The sequence below is a fragment of the Pseudomonas siliginis genome, assembly GCF_024072275.1.
GTDB classification, from domain to species: domain Bacteria; phylum Pseudomonadota; class Gammaproteobacteria; order Pseudomonadales; family Pseudomonadaceae; genus Aquipseudomonas; species Aquipseudomonas siliginis.
The window spans coordinates 4,628,842-4,645,506 of sequence record NZ_CP099598.1 but is presented as its reverse complement, the minus strand read 5'-3'; the positions used below and the strand labels follow the sequence as shown (position 1 = coordinate 4,645,506).

The 16,665-nt window shown below is 61.5% G+C and carries 15 protein-coding genes; 9 read left to right on the top strand and 6 right to left on the bottom strand.

The features are described from left to right. Positions 1–90: 90 nt before the first annotated feature. The 4 genes from NF676_RS21285 (at position 91) to NF676_RS21270 (ending at position 4,027) form a co-directional block, all read left to right on the top strand. A complete protein-coding gene (locus NF676_RS21285; protein WP_252886726.1) occupies positions 91–978 on the top strand; it encodes a LysR family transcriptional regulator ArgP in 888 nt (295 codons plus the stop codon). 99 nt (positions 979–1,077) lie between these two features. Further along, on the top strand, positions 1,078–2,070 hold the full coding sequence (locus NF676_RS21280) for an NAD-dependent epimerase/dehydratase family protein (protein WP_252886725.1): 993 nt from the start codon (positions 1,078–1,080) through the stop codon (positions 2,068–2,070). 116 nt (positions 2,071–2,186) lie between these two features. Further along, positions 2,187–3,044, top strand: coding sequence for an ATPase (locus tag NF676_RS21275; protein ID WP_252878805.1), 858 nt, complete (start codon positions 2,187–2,189; stop codon positions 3,042–3,044). Positions 3,045–3,178: 134 nt separating this feature from the next. Next, the gene (locus NF676_RS21270) at positions 3,179–4,027 is read left to right on the top strand and encodes a cache domain-containing protein (protein WP_095181439.1); all 849 of its coding nucleotides are present in this window, start codon (positions 3,179–3,181) and stop codon (positions 4,025–4,027) included. Positions 4,028–4,150: 123 nt separating this feature from the next. Here NF676_RS21270 and NF676_RS21265 read toward each other — a convergent pair whose 3' ends face one another. Together NF676_RS21265 and pobA are read right to left on the bottom strand one after the other, a co-directional pair. Further along, positions 4,151–5,668: an MDR family MFS transporter gene (locus tag NF676_RS21265; RefSeq protein ID WP_252876818.1), complete on the bottom strand. Its 1,518-nt coding sequence runs from the start codon at positions 5,666–5,668 to the stop codon at positions 4,151–4,153. A 78-nt stretch (positions 5,669–5,746) separates the two neighbouring features. Further along, the gene (pobA, locus tag NF676_RS21260) at positions 5,747–6,940 is read right to left on the bottom strand and encodes a 4-hydroxybenzoate 3-monooxygenase (RefSeq protein ID WP_150637412.1); all 1,194 of its coding nucleotides are present in this window, start codon (positions 6,938–6,940) and stop codon (positions 5,747–5,749) included. Between the two features lie 175 nt (positions 6,941–7,115). Between pobA and NF676_RS21255 the strand changes: the two genes are divergently transcribed. Then, positions 7,116–8,006 carry a helix-turn-helix domain-containing protein gene (locus NF676_RS21255; protein ID WP_024014136.1) on the top strand — a complete coding sequence of 297 codons (891 nt, stop codon included), beginning with the start codon at positions 7,116–7,118 and terminating at the stop codon, positions 8,004–8,006. 131 nt (positions 8,007–8,137) lie between these two features. On the opposite strand, the gene NF676_RS21250 is transcribed toward NF676_RS21255, so the two are convergent. Beyond that, positions 8,138–8,314, bottom strand: a complete 177-nt coding sequence (locus NF676_RS21250) for a hypothetical protein (protein ID WP_016773438.1) — start codon at positions 8,312–8,314, stop codon at positions 8,138–8,140. 218 nt (positions 8,315–8,532) lie between these two features. Further along, a complete protein-coding gene (locus NF676_RS21245; RefSeq protein ID WP_224789898.1) occupies positions 8,533–9,438 on the bottom strand; it encodes a LysR family transcriptional regulator in 906 nt (301 codons plus the stop codon). A gap of 113 nt (positions 9,439–9,551) precedes the next feature. Here NF676_RS21245 and NF676_RS21240 point away from each other — a divergent pair, with 113 nt between their 5' ends. Together NF676_RS21240 and NF676_RS21235 are read left to right on the top strand one after the other, a co-directional pair. Beyond that, the gene (locus tag NF676_RS21240) at positions 9,552–10,430 is read left to right on the top strand and encodes an MBL fold metallo-hydrolase (RefSeq protein ID WP_056789950.1); all 879 of its coding nucleotides are present in this window, start codon (positions 9,552–9,554) and stop codon (positions 10,428–10,430) included. A 45-nt stretch (positions 10,431–10,475) separates the two neighbouring features. Then, complete coding sequence (locus NF676_RS21235; RefSeq protein WP_252868189.1) at positions 10,476–11,090, top strand: NAD(P)-dependent oxidoreductase; 615 nt, start codon at positions 10,476–10,478, stop codon at positions 11,088–11,090. 194 nt (positions 11,091–11,284) lie between these two features. On the opposite strand, the gene NF676_RS21230 is transcribed toward NF676_RS21235, so the two are convergent. Beyond that, positions 11,285–12,166, bottom strand: coding sequence for a LysR substrate-binding domain-containing protein (locus NF676_RS21230; RefSeq protein WP_252868188.1), 882 nt, complete (start codon positions 12,164–12,166; stop codon positions 11,285–11,287). Between the two features lie 218 nt (positions 12,167–12,384). Here NF676_RS21230 and NF676_RS21225 point away from each other — a divergent pair, with 218 nt between their 5' ends. After that, positions 12,385–14,022, top strand: coding sequence for a 5-guanidino-2-oxopentanoate decarboxylase (locus NF676_RS21225; RefSeq protein WP_252886724.1), 1,638 nt, complete (start codon positions 12,385–12,387; stop codon positions 14,020–14,022). Further along, positions 14,019–15,470, top strand: a complete 1,452-nt coding sequence (locus tag NF676_RS21220; protein WP_252886723.1) for an aldehyde dehydrogenase family protein — start codon at positions 14,019–14,021, stop codon at positions 15,468–15,470. Before NF676_RS21225 ends, NF676_RS21220 begins: the two co-directional genes overlap by 4 nt. Before the next feature lie 246 nt (positions 15,471–15,716). Here the strand turns inward: NF676_RS21220 and NF676_RS21215 are convergent, their stop codons facing one another. Beyond that, the gene (locus tag NF676_RS21215) at positions 15,717–16,646 is read right to left on the bottom strand and encodes an AraC family transcriptional regulator (protein ID WP_016773445.1); all 930 of its coding nucleotides are present in this window, start codon (positions 16,644–16,646) and stop codon (positions 15,717–15,719) included. Positions 16,647–16,665 lie beyond the last annotated feature (19 nt).

Genomic DNA, 16,665 nt, shown 5'->3' with positions numbered 1-16,665 from the left:
GATCCTTGAAAGAGAGTGCTTGCTGGCTATTCTCCGGTGTGACGCTGTATAAGAAAAACCAATAGTGCTGATCGCCCATTAGGAAAACTGATGTTCGACTATAAATTGCTTTCCGCGCTCGCCGCTGTGGTCGAGCAGGCCGGATTCGATCGCGCCGCACAGGTGCTCGGCCTGTCACAGTCGGCGATCTCCCAGCGCATCAAATTGCTTGAAGCGCGGGTCGGCCAGCCAGTGCTGGTGCGCGAAACACCGCCATCGCCGACCGAGATCGGCCGACGCTTGCTCAACCATGTGCAGCAGGTGCGTCTGCTCGAGCGCGACTTGCAATCAGTGGTGCCGGCGCTCGACGAAGAAGGCTTGCCCGATCGCCTGCGCATCGCCCTCAACGCCGACAGCCTCGCGACATGGTGGGCCGAGGCCGTCGGCGATTTCTGCGCCGAGCAGCATTTGTTGCTCGACCTGATCGTCGAAGACCAGACCGTCGGCCTCAAGCGCATGCGTGCGGGTGAAGTGGCCGCATGCCTGTGTGCCAGCGAGCGGCCGGTGGCCGGCGCACGCAGCGTATTGCTCGGCGCCATGCGTTATCGGGCGGTGGCCAGTCCAGCCTTCCTCGCTCGGCATTTTCCCGAAGGCGTGCGCGCCGAACAGCTGCCGCGCACCCCGGCGCTGGTGTTCGGCCCGGACGATTTCCTTCAGCATCGCTATCTGGCGCTGTTGGGCGTCGACGGCGCGTTCGAGCACCATTTATGCCCGTCCTCCGAAGGCTTCATCCGCCTGACCGAAGCCGGTCTGGGCTGGGGCCTGGTGCCGGAACTGCAGGTGCGCGAGCAATTGCAACGCGGGGTGCTGCGCGAATTGCTGCCAGATAAACCGATCGACGTGCCGCTGTACTGGCATCATTGGCGCAATGGCGGCCAGTTGCTCAATCTACTGACCGAACAACTGCTGCGCTCCTCAAAGCAATGGCTAGTGGCTTGAACGCAGCAACAAGCGTCAAGCTGCAAGCGGCAAGAACACGTACCGTTTCAACTTGCAGCTGAAAGCTCGAAGCTTGCAGCTGCTTCCCTGGAGTTTTTGATGAAGATTTTGGTTACCGGCGCCAGTGGCTTTATTGGCGGGCGCTTTGCGCGTTTCGCCCTGGAGCAGGGCCTTGAAGTGCGGGTCAACGGTCGCCGGGCCGAGAGCGTCGAGCATCTGGTGCGCCGGGGCGCCGAATTTGTGCCGGGCGACCTGACCGACGCCGATCTGGTGCGCGACCTGTGCCGTGACGTCGAAGCCGTGGTGCATTGCGCCGGTGCGGTTGGCGTGTGGGGGCGTTATCAGGACTTTCATCAGGGCAACGTCGAAGTCACCGAAAACGTCGTCGAAGCGTGCCTCAAGCAGCGGGTGCGGCGGCTGGTGCATCTGTCGTCGCCGTCGATCTATTTCGATGGCCGCGACCATCTCGGTCTGACCGAAGAGCAAGTGCCCAAACGCTTCAAGCATCCCTACGCCGCGACCAAATATCTGGCCGAGCAGAAAGTCTTCGGTGCCCAGGAATTCGGTCTGGAAGCCATTGCCCTGCGCCCGCGTTTCGTCACCGGTGCCGGTGACATGAGCATCTTTCCGCGCCTGCTGAAGATGCAACGCAAGGGCCGGCTGGCGATCATCGGCAATGGCTTGAACAAGGTCGATTTCACCAGCGTGCAGAACCTCAACGAAGCCATGCTCAGCAGCCTGTTGGCGCAAGGTTCTGCGCTCGGCAAGGCTTACAACATCAGCAACGGTACGCCGGTGCCGCTGTGGGACGTGGTCAATTACGTGATGCGGCGGATGGACGTCGATCAGGTGCGCAAATATCGCTCCTACGGTCTCGCGTACAGCGTCGCGGCGCTCAACGAAGGCGCGTGCATGCTCTGGCCGGGACGCCCGGAGCCGACCCTGTCGCGTCTGGGCATGCAGGTCATGAAAAAAAATTTCACCCTCGACATCAGCCGCGCCCGGCATTATCTCGACTACGATCCGAAAGTCAGCCTCTGGGCTGCCCTCGATGAGTTCTGTGCGTGGTGGAAAGCCCAGGACATCCGTTGAAACGATTCGGCCGGGCGGCAATGAACCGCCTTGCGGGTTGAGGGTCAATGCCTGCGGCTGCGGCGGTTATACTTCGCAGCATTTAGCCATCACCGCGTTTGCCAAAGGTTGCCTCAATGTCCATGCGAAACGATGCCCACGACGACGATTTCGATAACGTGCCAAGCCTGCGCGCTGACCCGTTCGACGACGATGACATCGCGCCTAGCCCCCGTACTTCCGTGCATTCGCGCAGCGCGCCAGTGGTCAAGGTCAGGGCCGCCAGCACCGGGCCGCTGTGGGCGCTGGTCGGTGCGTTGTTTTTCGCCTTCATCGGTCTGGCCTGGTGGAGCTTCCAGCAGATCTCGCTGATGGAACAGCAACTGGTCGCCACCCAGGAAAGCTTCGCCCGCATCAGCGAAGAAGCGGCGGGGCGCCTGCAGGATATTTCCGGCAAGGTCGTCGCCAGCCAGAGCAACGTCAACAGTGACAGCGAAGCGCTGAAGCTGCAGATCAAGCAACTCGAAGGCAAGCTGCTTGACCAGAGCAAGCAGCAGCAAGGCGTGGCCGGGCAGGCCAGCGAACTGGACAAGCGGCTGGCGCAGATGACCGCGCAGACCACCGAACAGCAGAACGCCAATACGCAGTTGCAGGCTCAGGTCAAAGCCTTGAGCGCCGAGCTGGCGACCATCAAAAGCACCCCGGCCGATACCAGCAAGGTCGATGCGCAGTTGAAAGCTTTCGACGCCCAGTTCAAAAGCCTCGGTGCCGATATCGCCGCGCTGAAGAAACAGGGCAACCCGAGCGCGGCGATCGATCGTCTGGAGCAGGACATCGTCGTGCTGAAAAGTCAGCAGGACAATCGCCCGGCAGCGCCGCAGGGTGGCGGCAATACCGCCGAGTTCGATGCGTTCCGCGCGCAGATGACCCGCAACCTCAACACTTTGCAGGCGCAGATCCAGAACCTGCAGCAGCAGATCAATTCCCGCCCGTAGCGACTGATCTGTTGCCCGGAGGGCTTTGTCCCCTCACCACAGGGGTCTGTAATCCCCTGCATCATTCTGAATACTCGTACATCAGCCCAAGCCGTCTACGCTCTTGAAACACCAAAAAGAACGAGGGATGCGCTATGGGGTTTTTGCATAAAGTGGCCTGGCTCGGCCTGATTCTGCTGGCCGGTTTCGGCCAGGCCAGCGCCGCCACCGCCGCCAAGGATGACAGTCAGGCGGCCATCGCCCTGCTGGAAAAAGCCTTGGCCTACTACCACGACAATGGCGACAAGGCCTTCGCCGCCTTCAGCCGCCAGGGTGAGTTCGTCGACAAGGATCGCTACGTGTTCGTCCTCGACACCAAAGGCGTCATGCTTGCCAGTGGCGGGCCGTCATCGGCGCTGATCGGCCGTGATGTCAGCGAAGTGCTCGGGCCGGATCTGCAGAAGGCGTTCAAGGATGCGCTGAAAGTGCCGGAAGGCAACGGCATCCAGCAGGCCGAATACCGCTGGCAGAATTGGGCCGACGGCAAGGTCGAGCGCAAGCATGTGTTTTATCAGCGCGTCGGGCAGCGCATTCTCGCGGTGGGTTACTATTTGCCACGGGCTTCGGCTGAGCAGGCCAAGGCCTTGCTGGACAAAGCCGCGACGGATCTGGGCAAGGACGAGAAGGGCACGCTGGTTGCGATCAACTCGCTCAAGGGCGGATATCTGCAGGATGACCTGTATGTCTTCGTGGTCGATCTGAACAACCAGCGGTATGTCGCCCATGGCACCAATCTGCGCTTGATCAACACTGATTTCGGCAAGGTCAAGGACCCGGAAGGCAAACCGGTGGGCGAGCCGATTCTGGCGCTGATCGGCAAGCAGGATGAAGGCGAATACGAATACCGCTGGAAAAACCCGGTGACAGGCAAGATCGAGGACAAGCATGCGTACCTGAAAAAGGTCGGGCACTTCCTCGTCGCGGTGGGTTACTACAGCCCTTGAGCGAACACCGTTCCCTTGTGGGAGCGAGCCTGCTCGCGAAGCGGTGTGTCATTCAGCTATGTGTCGGCTGACACCGCGCATTCGCGAGCAGGCTCGCTCCCACAGTGGTATTTGTTGCGGCAATTATTTCGCGCCGTGCTCCCGTCCGCGCAGCAGGTTGTTCGGCATGGCAATCGCCGCTGCCAGCCCCAGCAACGACACTGCCGTGCTGACCCAGAGCAAGTGGCGGAAGGTCACCAGCAGTTCCGCGCGCAAAGCGTTCTGCGCTTCGCCGGGTGCGGCGTTCAGGCCATCGAGCAGAACGTTGCCCGAATGCCCTTCGCTGATCAGCGAACTGTTCGCCAGGTGGGCGAAACTGGAGTCGTGCAGCAACGCCAGCAGCAGCGCCGACATCAACGCCACGCCCACCGCGCCGCCCAGTGAGCGGAACAGGTTGGTGGTGCTGGTGGCGACGCCGATGTCGCGTTGTTCCACCGAGTTTTGCGTGCCGACCAGCGAGGTCGGGAACTGCATGCCGCCGGCGATGCCGCTGAGCAGCATGAACAGACCGCTGAGCAAGGTTGCTTGGGGCGGACTGAAGGCCATGCCGAGAATCGAGATCGGCATGAGGATCGCCCCGGTGAGAATCTGCGGTTTGTAGCGTCCGGTAATCGAGGTGCGGCGGCCGGCGAAATAGGCACCGATCGGCAAGCCCATCGCCAATGGCAGCAAGTGCAGCGCTGCGCTGTCGGCGCCAGCGCCGGTGACGCTTTGGAAACGCAATGGCATCAGCACGATCAGCGAGATGGCCTGGAAACTGGTGAAGAAGATCGTGCACCAGCACAGCAGCGCGCTGCGATTGGTGAACAAGTGCATCGGCAGCAATGGCTCGCGTGCACGGCGTTCATGCCAGACGAACAGCGCCAGCACCACCACGGCGCAGGCGAACAGGCCGAGCACTTCGCCGCTGCGCCATGAATGACCCTGGCCGACTTCGGTGATGCCGAGCAGCAACGCCGTGAGACCAATGATCATCAGCACCGTGCCGAGGTAATCGATCACCGGTTTGCGCTGCGGAATCGGCAAGCCGCGCAGGTTGCGCCGTGCCACCCACCACGCGCCAAGCCCCAGCGGCAGGTTGATCAGAAACACCCAGCGCCACGACAGGTATTCGGTCATGTAGCCGCCGAGCACCGGGCCGGCGACGCTGGCCACGGCGTACATGCTGCTGAAGTAACCCTGATAGCGCCCGCGTTCACGTGGCGGGACGATGTCGCCGATGATCGCCTGACTCACCGAGATCATGCCGCCGGCGCCGATGCCCTGAAGGATCCGCGCCAGCACCAGTTGCTCCATGCTCTGCGCCATGCCGCAGAACAGCGAGGCGAGGGTGAACAGGCCCATGCCGAACAACATCAGTTTGCGCCGCCCGTACAGGTCGCCGAGTTTGCCGTAGATCGGCACCGCCACGGTCATCGCCACCATGTAACCGGAAATCACCCAGGCCAGCAGGCTGACGTCCTTGAATTGCGCGGAGATCGCCGGCATCGACACGGCGACGATGGTCTGGTCCAGCGCACCGAGGAAGATCGCCATCATCAAGGCGACCAGCACGCTGCGAATGGCCGGTTTGGGCGTTTCAGGTTGATTGAGAGTGGTCACGGGCGAGCCTGCGGGCATTGATGGACCCGCGCGGCCATCGCGCGCGGGTGGATGCTCGCAGTGTAAGTCGGTAGGAAGCTATTCGATAGCCTCGTACGGAAGCCCGACGTAATTTTCTGCAATGGTTTTTTGCCCGGCTTGCGAGCTGACAAAATAGTCCAGTTCCGAAGCGCAGATGCGCTGGCTGAATTCATCGTGCTCGTCGAAGCGATGCAGCATCGACGTCATCCACCAGGAAAACCGTTCGGCTTTCCACACCCGGCGCAGGCAGATTTCCGAGTATTTTTCCAGCAGATCAGTGCGGCCTTCGCGATAGACCTTCAGCAGAATATTGAACAACGTGCTGACATCGCTGGCCGCCAGGTTCAAGCCCTTGGCGCCAGTGGGCGGGACGATGTGGGCGGCGTCGCCGACCAGGAACATCCGGCCGTATTGCATCGGTTCGACGACAAAACTGCGCAGCGGCGCGATGCTTTTTTCGATCGAAGGGCCGGTCACCAGTTTTTCCGCGAGGGCATCCGGCAGGCGTTTTTTCAGCTCATCCCAGAAACGCTGATCGCTCCAGTCATCGACGTTTTCATCTGCCGGGACTTGCAGGTAATAGCGGGTGCGGGTGGCCGAACGCATGCTGCACAAAGCGAAGCCACGCTCGTGGCGGGCATAGACCAATTCGTCGTGGACCGGCGGCGTGTCGGCGAGAATGCCCAGCCAGCCGAACGGGTAGACCCGCTCGAAGATCTTCAGGCAATCGGCCGGAATCGACTGCCGCGCGACGCCATGGAAACCATCGCAACCGGCGATGTAATCGCAATCGACGCGCCAGCTTTCACCGTCCTTTTCAAAGGTGACGAAAGCTTCGTCGCTTTTCATGCCGTGGGGAACGACATTGCTTGCCTGATAAATTGTCAGCGCCCCCGCGTCCCGACGAGCGGCCATCAGGTCGCGGGTGACCTCGGTCTGACCGTAGACCATTACTGTTTTACCGTCGGTCAGAGCGTGCAGATCGATGTGCACCTGACGCCCGTCCAGCGCCAGATCGAAGCCGCCATGAACCAGGCCTTCGGCATCCATTCGCTGACCGACGCCGGCCTCACGCAGCAGCTCTACCATGCCTTGTTCAAGCACACCGGCACGGATGCGCCCAAGAATGTAATCAGGCGTCTGGCGTTCGAGGATCAGGGTTTCGATGCCAGCGTTGTGCAGCAACTGGCCGAGGAGCAGTCCGGAAGGACCGGCGCCGATAATGGCGACTTGGGTTTTCAGGGTTTTCATTGTTTTTATGACTCGCAAGCTTCACGCAGCAACAGCCGGTGAATGATTTTATGGATCGAGTGCTTGCATTTTTCCCTTGCGGGTCTGTCAATTGAAGGTGAAAACTGAGCCGATACCTGTACATTCTGCCAATCGGTGCGATTATCGCCCAAAAACCAGAGGCCTGGATTGAAGTATGAACAAGCCTGCCCTGCCTTCTATTCCGGTGTTCAAGCTCTACGGTGAAAGCCTGGACTGGCCGACCCCGGACTTGCTGCACTGTGAAACCATTTCCTCGCGCAGTCGCGAACATCAATGGGAAATCAAACCTCACCGCCATGCGGATCTGTGCCAGCTGCTGTTCGTTTTCAAAGGTCAGGCCGAGCTCGAAATCGAAGGCCAGCGCACGCAGCTTGAGACTCCGGCGATACAGGTGCTGCCACCGTTATCGGTGCACGGGTTTCGTTTTTCCGAGGATGTTGAAGGCTTCATCGTCACCTTGGCCACGCCGCTGATCAATCATTTGCAGGCGCAATTGGGCGATTCGGTACACGCGTTGGCCCGGGCGGAGAACTACCCGGCCGGCAAGGATGGCGATTATCTCAACAGCCTGTTTTCAGCCTTGCAGGCCGAGTACAACGGTCATCAACCGGCGCGGGAAATGCTCATGCATTCGCTGGTCAGCGTGATCATGGTCTGGGTCAGCCGCCAGGCGATCGTCCGCCACAAGGCCAGCCAACGGCCGCAACGCCAGCGCGAATACCTCAACGGTTTCATTCAGTTGGTGGAAGAGACTTACCGCCAGCACGTCAAGGTCGAAGACCTCGCCCATCGCCTGGGCATCTCCGTGTCGCACCTCAACGGCACCTGCCGTGAACTGGCCGGGCAACCGGCGTTGCAGATCATGCACGAGCGGCAGTTGCTGGAAGCCAAGCGCCTGCTGACCTACACCAGCATGACGATTTACGAGATGTCGGAGTTGCTGGGGTTTTCCGATCCGACCAACTTCACCCGCCTGTTCCGCCGCCGCGTGGGAATTTCGCCAAAGGCGTTCCGCGACCGACTCAAGGCCGAGCAACAATCCTGAAAGCGCTGATGAGCCCTGTGGGAGCGAGCCTGCTCGCGAATACGGTCTTTCATTCAGCAACTAGGCTGGCTGACACAGCGCATTCGCGAGCAGGCTCGCTCCCACAGCAGTTGCATTCCAGCGCAGGTCTATCAGCGCAATGCGTTCAGCGTGGCATTGTGCGGAATACACCGCTCATAGTTGCAGCTCGCATACTCACGCGGCAGCTGGCGCAACTGCTCGACCCGCCAGGCAGCGGTGCCGTACAGCGCCAGCGTGGCGGCGCATGTGATGAAGATGGCGGCGTATCTTTTTGTTTTGATGTTCATGGTGTTCGACCTCTGAACGTCTACCTTGCGGTATTACTTTGAGCATAGGTCAGCGGCGCGTACTTGCCAGCGAGTGCGCTTGAGGATTTAGCCGGCCATTCAGCGAATTGATGCCTATGTGGGAGCGAGCCTGCTCGCGAAGGCGGTGGTCCAAGCGACATCAATGTTGAATGTACTGGCCTCTTCGCGAGCAGGCTCGCTCCCACAAGGGATCGGGTTTACAGGCCGGCATCCCAGGCCGGGGCCTCGGGAAAGCGCTGCACAAGAAAGTCGAGCATGCTGCGCAGTGCCGCCGGCATGTGTTTGCGTGAGGCGTACACCGCGTAGATATTCATCTGGCGCGGTTCGACATGTGGCAGCAAACGCAGCAGTTCGCCGCTGTGAATATGCACGCCAGCCTGGTAGGTCGGCAGCATCGCCACGCCCGCGCCGGCCAGGGTTGCGCGCAGGAGGGTGCTGGCCTCGTTGGCGCTGATATTGCCCTGCACCGGCACCGAAACCGGTTCGCCATCCTCCTCGAAATGCCACAGGCTCTTGCCGAAATAGGAATGAGTCAGGCAGTTGTGTCGGCTCAGTTCCTCCACCCGCAACGGCGCCGGATGCTCAAGCAGATACGCCGGTGCTGCGCAGACCACCGAGCGGCACACGGTCAGGCGCCGGGCGATCAGATTCGGATCAAGATCGTTGCTGGTGCGAATCGCCAGATCGATGCGCTCATCGACCAGATTCACCGTACGGTCGAGCATCTGCAGATCGATGCTCACGCCTGGGTAAAGCTTGACGTATGCCGCCATCGCATCGGCCAGTTGCGCCTGGCCAAACGAGGTGCTGACGCTGATCCGCAGCAATCCGCGCGGCGCGTCATGGGGTTCGCTGACGGCGGCCTGCATGTCGTGCGACAGGTCGATCATCTGCCGGCAGCGCGGGAGGATTTCGCTGCCGGCGGCGGTCAGGCTCAATTTGCGCGTGGTGCGGTGCATCAGCCGCGCGCCGACCCAGTCTTCCAGCTCCGCCAGATAGCGCGACACCACCGGCCGCGACAGGTCGAGGTGGTCGGCCGCCGCCGACTGGCTGCCCAGGTCCACGACCGTGACGAATACCCGCATTGCTTGAAGCCGATCCATGATTTGCCCGCTTTCAGAAACAAACTATGTTCAAGCATCGCATTTTTTGTACTGAGTCTGGCAACTAAGCTCTGTTGCATCGCCAGACTGGCATTCGCAATCCGGAGCAACACATGATCGGCTTCACCCCCTTCAAACGCGTTCTGCTCGCCGCAGCATTTTTCGGCTTTGCCGCCCATGCATCCGCTGCCGAGCTGAGCCTTGATGTCTACAACCCGGGCACCCAGGCGATTTTCCCGGTCAGCTCGGTGCTGGTCAGCGGTGAGAAAGAAGCGATTCTGGTCGACGCGCAATTCGGCAAATCCCAGGCTGAGCAGGTCGTGGAAAAGATCCGCGCCAGCGGCAAGCAATTGACCACCATCTACATCAGCCATGGCGACCCGGATTACTACTTTGGCCTCGACACCCTGACCAAGGCATTCCCGCAGGCGAAAGTGCTGGCTTCGCAGCCGACTGTCGATCACATCAAGCACACCGTCGACGGCAAACTGGCCTACTGGGGGCCGAAAATGGGCGCCGACGTGCCGGCGAAAACCATCGTCCCGGACGTGCTCAAGGGCGACAGCCTGACCCTCGAAGGCAAGCAATTGCAGGTGATCGGCCTCGACGGCAAGCAACCGGATCGCAGCTTCGTATGGATCCCGTCGCTCAAAGCAGTGGTCGGTGGCGTAGTGGTCGCCGAGAACATTCATGTGTGGATGGCCGACACCCAGACCGCGCAATCCCACGCCGATTGGCTGCACACCCTGCACACCATCGAAAGCCTGAAACCGCAAACCGTGGTGCCCGGTCATTACCTGGGTGACAGCAGCCGCTCGCTGGCCAGCGTGAAATTCACCGCCGATTACATCAAGGCCTTCGATGCCGAAACCGCCAAGGCCAAAGACTCCGCTGCACTGATCGCGGCGATGAAAAAACGCTACCCGCAGCTGGGCGAGGAAAGCTCGCTGGAGCTCAGCGCGAAAGTCGCCAAGGGCGAGATGCAGTGGTAAGCCGAACCTGAACACGCAGCATTTTCAAGCCAACTGGAGAATGTCATGAGCAAGATCGCAATCATTGGCGCCACCGGCCGTGCCGGTAGCCAATTGCTGGAAGAAGCCCTGCGTCGCGGCCACAGCGTCACCGCCATTGCCCGCGATACCTCGAAGATCGGCAGCCGTGCCGGTGTCGTCAGCAAGAGCCTCGACGTACTGGATTCGGCAGCGTTGCAAGCGGCGGTGGCCGGTCACGACGCAGTGATCAGCGCAGCGCATTTCGCCTCCGTCCCGGCCTCGGCGATTGTCGGACCGGTGAAGCAGACGGGCGTGAAGCGCTTGCTGGTGGTCGGCGGCGCCGGTTCGCTGTTGCTGCCGGATGACACGCGGGTGATCGACAGTGCCGGTTTCCCGGCCGAATACAAAGCCGAGGCGAGCGCAGGTGCTGAGTTTCTTGATGCGTTGCGTCACGAGCAGGAACTGGACTGGACCTTTTTGTCGCCGTCGGCGGAGTTCGTCGAGGGTGAGCGCAGTGGCACATTCCGCGTCGGCAAGGATCATCTGTTGGTCAGTGCCGAAGGACGCAGCTGGATCACATTTGCCGATTACGCGATTGCGCTGATTGACGAAGTGGAAACGCCGAAGCATTCGCGGCAGCGTTATACCGTCGGGTATTGAGTCAAGCCTTTTCCCCTCACCCCAGCCCTCTCCCGGGGGAGAGGGAGCCGACCGAGTTGTCTTGGGTCACGCATTGACCTGAACGGCCGTGTCGATTATGGATTCGGCGTGGCTGTGTCAGGTCGATGAATTTCTTGAGTATCCCCAATCAGTTCCCTCTCCCTGGGGAGAGGGCTAGGGTGAGGGGAGAGGCTTCAGCGCAAATGAGCCTGCTCAACCAGCCAGAGCATCAGTTCCTCAAGTTGCGGCGAGGGTTCGGCTCCAGCAGGCACCACCACGTAATACGCCAACCCCGTCTTCACCTTCAACGCAAACGGCATCACCAGTCGTCCAGCGTTCAGATCATCACCAATCAGCGACCAGTCCCCGATCGCCACCCCCGTGCCGTGCGAGGCCATCGACATCGCCTGATCCAGCGTTTCGAAATGCTGCCCGCTGCCAAGGTTGCCCAATCGCAATCCCGCTGCATCGAGCCACACCGACCAGTCCTGAATGTCGTGGGTCGGGTGCAATAACAGATGCTCTTGCAAATCCTGCGGTGAATTCAGCGCCGGCGAACCTTTGAGCAGTTGCGGTGAGCAGACCGGTGTCAGTTGCTCGTCGAACAGATGCAGTGCGCCTGGCGAATTGTCCGGCGGCGGACCGTAGATCACGGCGGCGTCGAATTGCTCGCGCTGGAAATCCACACCGTGTTGCAGCGAGGCCGTCAATTTCACCGGCACGTCCGGGCGTTCCTTCTGCCATTGCAGCAGGCGCGGCAGCAGCCAGCGCATCACGCAGCTTGGGGCCTTGAGTTGCAACGTCTGGTGTTTGAGCCCGATCTGCTCGGTCGCTTCACTGATCAGCCCGAAAACCTTCTCCACTTGTGGCAGCCATTCGCGGCCTTCAGCCGTCAGCGCCAGACCTCGGGCCAGACGGATGAACAGCGGATAACCGAGCTGTTCTTCCAGCCCGGCGATCTGCCGGCTCACCGCGCCCTGAGTGATGTGCAACTGCTCGGCGGCGCGAGTGAAATTGCAGCATTGCGCGGTGATCCAGAACGTATGCAGAGCGGGCAGGGGTGGCAGGCGTTTCATGGCGATCCGAGGTATGACGTGGGGACATGGCTAGTATGACTTTTAATCGATTGTTGCTGCCAGTTGCGCACCGTTCCAATGGGCACTCCACGGACCCTGTGGGAGCGAGCCTGCTCGCGAAGACGGTTCAAGGTTCGACACGGATGTTGGCTGGACCGCTTATTCGCGAGCAGGCTCGCTCCCACAGGGAGTGTTCAGTGAATGAAAGGGCAATCAACATGGCAAAGTGCGGCGAAGTACTGGTCAGGCTGTTGGAAAATTACGGGGTCGAGCAGGTGTTCGGCATTCCCGGTGTGCATACCGTTGAGCTGTACCGAGGCCTTGCCCGCTCAAGCATCAACCACGTCACGCCTCGTCATGAACAGGGCGCCGGGTTCATGGCTGACGGCTATGCGCGTACCAGCGGCAAACCCGGTGTGTGTTTCATCATTACCGGCCCGGGCATGACCAATATCACCACGGCCATGGGCCAGGCTTACGCCGATTCGATTCCGATGCTGGTGATCTCCAGCGTGCAGTCGCGCAGTCAGTTGGGCGGTGGGCGCGGCAAGTTGCATGAGCTGCCGAACCAGAGCGCACTGGTCGGCGGCGTCGCAGCGTTCTCGCACACGCTGATGTCGGCTGCCGAATTGCCGGTGGTGCTTGCTCGCGCTTTCGCGCTGTTCCAGGCCGGGCGACCGCGTCCGGTGCACATCGAAATTCCGTTGGACGTGCTGGTCGAAGAGGCCGATGAATTGCTCGCCAGCCTACCGGTGAATATCGATCGCGCCGGCGCCGCACCGGCTGCCGTGCACCGCATGAGCGAAATGCTGGCCAGCGCGCAACGTCCACTGATTCTTGCTGGCGGCGGTGCTATCGACGCGGCGCCGGAGCTGACCCGACTCGCCGAATTGCTCGACGCTCCCGTGGCGCTGACCATCAACGCCAAAGGCATGCTGCCGACCAGCCATCCGTTGTTGATCGGTTCGACGCAAAGCCTGGTCGCCACGCGCGCACTGGTCGCTGAAGCCGACGTGGTGCTGGCGATCGGCACGGAGCTGGCCGAGACCGATTACGACGTGACCTTCGCCGGCGGCTTCGAGATTCCCGGCAAGCTGCTGCGCATCGACATCGATGCCGATCAGACCGTGCGCAACTACCCGCCGCACGTCGCACTGGTCGCTGATTCGCGCAACGCCGCGCAAGCCTTGCTCAGCACGCTGACGCAAAAGCCGCTGGCCGAGCGCCGCAATGATTGGGGCCAGGTTCGCGCCGCGCGTCTGCGTGATGAATTGGCGGCGAGCTGGGATGCGCCGACGCTGGCGCAGACGCGTTTCCTCGAAACCGTGCTGCACGAGCTGCCTGACGCGGTGTTCGTCGGCGACTCCACGCAACCGGTGTACACCGGCAACCTCACTTTCAACCCCCAGCGTCCGCGTCGCTGGTTCAACGCATCCACCGGTTACGGCACCCTCGGCTATGCGTTGCCGGCGGCGATCGGTGCGTGGCTCGGTGGACAACTCGACAACGGCGCGCGCCCGCCGGTGGTGTGCCTGATCGGTGACGGCGGCTTGCAATTCACCCTGCCGGAACTGGCCAGCGCCGTTGAAGCACGGGTGCCGGTGATCGTGCTGCTGTGGAATAACCAGGGTTACGAGGAGATCAAAAAGTACATGGTCAACCGCGCCATCGAACCGGTTGGCGTGGACATCTACACCCCGGACTTCGTCGCCGTGGCCAAGGGCCTCGGTTGCGCCGCGCAAGCCATCAGCAGCATCGACGAATTGCGCGCAGCGCTGCGCGAGGCGACGGACCGGCAAGGCCCGACGCTGATTGAAATCGACCAGAACCAGTGGATGCAGGCGGTGGCCCAATGATCAGCTTTCCAACCACACTCGACGGCCTCTACATCAATGGCCAATGGTCGTCAGGCCGCGAACATCTGCGGGTGATCAACCCCGCTACCGAAGCGCTGCTGACCACCGTCAATGGCGGCGACGAACAGGCCGTCGACCAGGCGATCAGCGCGGCGACCGAGGCGTTCAAACACTGGTCGACAACCACCGGCGCCGAACGCGCTGCGATCCTGCGCAACATTGCCAACGGCGTGCGCAACGGTCGCGATCACTTGATGAATCTGCAGTCGAGTAATAACGGTAAACCGCAGTACGAAGCGGCCATCGATGTCGATGACGTGATCGCCACGTTCGACTATTACGCCGAACTCGCCGAAGGCCTCGACGCCGGGCAGGACAGCAACGTGCCGTTGCCCAGCGATGATTTCAGTGCGCGCCTGCGGCGCGAGCCGTGCGGAGTGGTCGGGCTGATCGTGCCGTGGAATTTCCCCATGGTCACCACCGCGTGGAAACTGGCGCCAGCGCTCGCCGCCGGTTGCTGCGTGGTGCTGAAACCTTCTGAAGTGACGCCGTTGCCGGAGCTGGAACTGGCGGCGATCATCGCTGCATCCGGCTTGCCCGACGGCGTGTTCAATCTGGTCTGCGGCACTGGTCTGGCGGTAGGCGCGCCGTTGTCGGCGGATCCTCGCATCGCCAAGATCTCCTTTACCGGCAGCAACGCGGTTGGTGTGCAGGTGATGCAACGCGCTGCTGAAACCGTGAAGGGTGTGAGCCTGGAGCTGGGTGGCAAATCGTCGTTGCTGGTGCTGGCGGATGCTGATCTGCAGCTGGCGGTGGAACTGGCTTGTGGCGGGGCGTTCTTCAACGCCGGGCAGATGTGCTCGGCCACCAGTCGGGTGCTGGTTGCCGAGGAATTGATGGATGAGTTTCTTCAGCGTCTGCAAAAGCGCGCAGAGGCGATTCGAGTGGCCGATCCGTTCGATCCGGACGTGGAGATGGGCGCGCTGGTCAATCAGGCGCAGTACCAGCGGGTGCTTGGGCATATTGATCGCGGTTTGAGCGCCGGGGCGAGGTTGGTGTGCGGCGGTAATCGTCCGGCGCATTTGCCGCGCGGTTATTTCCTGCAACCGACGGTGTTCACCGACGTGCCGCTGGACAGCGCGTTATGGCGTGAAGAGATTTTCGGCCCGGTGGTGTGTGTGCGCGGTTTTGCCAGTGAGGCCGAAGCGATTGCCTTGGCCAACGACACGCAGTTCGGCCTGGTCGCGAGCGTAGTGACACGCGATGCCACAGCGGCGGATCGTGTGGCCAATGCCTTGCAGGCAGGGCTGGTGTGGATCAATGCACCGCAGGTGATCTTCCCGCAGGCGGCATGGGGTGGGTACAAGCAGAGCAGCGTCGGCCGCGAACTGGGGCCTTGGGGGTTGGCGGCGTTTTTGGAGATCAAGCACGTCGTGCGCGCGGTGTAGAAGCCTGCCCTCACCCCAGCCCTCTCCCGGGGGGAGAGGGCTGGGGTGAGGTGTCTTGCGTTCTCCGTCGACCTGAAAAACCGAGTCGATTATGGATTTGAAGGTCATCAACCCAACGCCGGGTTGGCCTGGCTTGGCTGATTCCGGATTCAGCACCGATATCGCAAGTCGCTGAACCTCTCCAATATCCCCCAATCGGTTCCCTCTCCCTCTGGGAGAGGGCTAGGGTGAGGGGCTTCTATGGAGTTACACCGACAGCCGCAACCGCGCCAGGTCCCGCAACGGTGGCGCACCAAACAGTCGGCTGTACTCACGGCTGAACTGCGACGGACTTTCATAGCCCACCCGATACCCCGCCGCCGACGCTTCCAGCCCTTCGGTCAACATCAGCCGACGCGCCTCTTGCAGGCGCAACTGTTTTTGATACTGCAACGGACTCATCGCAGTCATCGCCTTGAAGCGATGATGCAACGTCGACACGCTGAGGTTCACTTCCCGCGCCAGATCATCGATGCGCAGTGGTTGCTCGAAATTGCCGTTGAGCCATTTGATGGCCTGGCTGATGCGATGGCTCTGACTGTTGGCAATCGCAATCTCATACAGACGATGGCCCTGTGGGCTGCGCAGCAGGCGATAGAGAATCTCCCGGCGAATCAGTGGCGCGAGCATGGCGATGTCTTTCGGCGCGTCGAGCAGCCGCGCCAGCCGCAGCACCGCGTCGAGCATGGCGCTGTCGATTTTTTCCACGTACAGACCGCGTCCGGTCGGCCGCGTCGGTACGCCCATCGGGCCGGCGTCGGCGATCAGCGCGGTGATTTCGGTCGGATCAATGTCGAGGCGCACGGCGAGGATCGGTTCTTCCGGCGAGACATTGACCACGCGCCCGCTGAGCGGCATCGAGACCGACACCACCAGATAATTCAGCGGGTCGTAGTTGAAGAACTCGTCGGCCAGGCGCACCTCTTTGCGCCCCTGCGCCATGATGCACAGCGCCGGCTGCGCGAGCACCGGGGCAAAGTCATGGGACTGGGTATGGCGCGACATCACCAGCGAACCGATCGCGGTCTGGTAGCTGCCATCGTCGCTGGTGTTGCGGCGGATGATCGCCGCCAGCTCCGCGCGCTGCTTTTCCATGTCGGCGCTGGGTTCGGCTTGAAAACGATCGAATGACGTCATGCACGGCATCCTCGGCAAG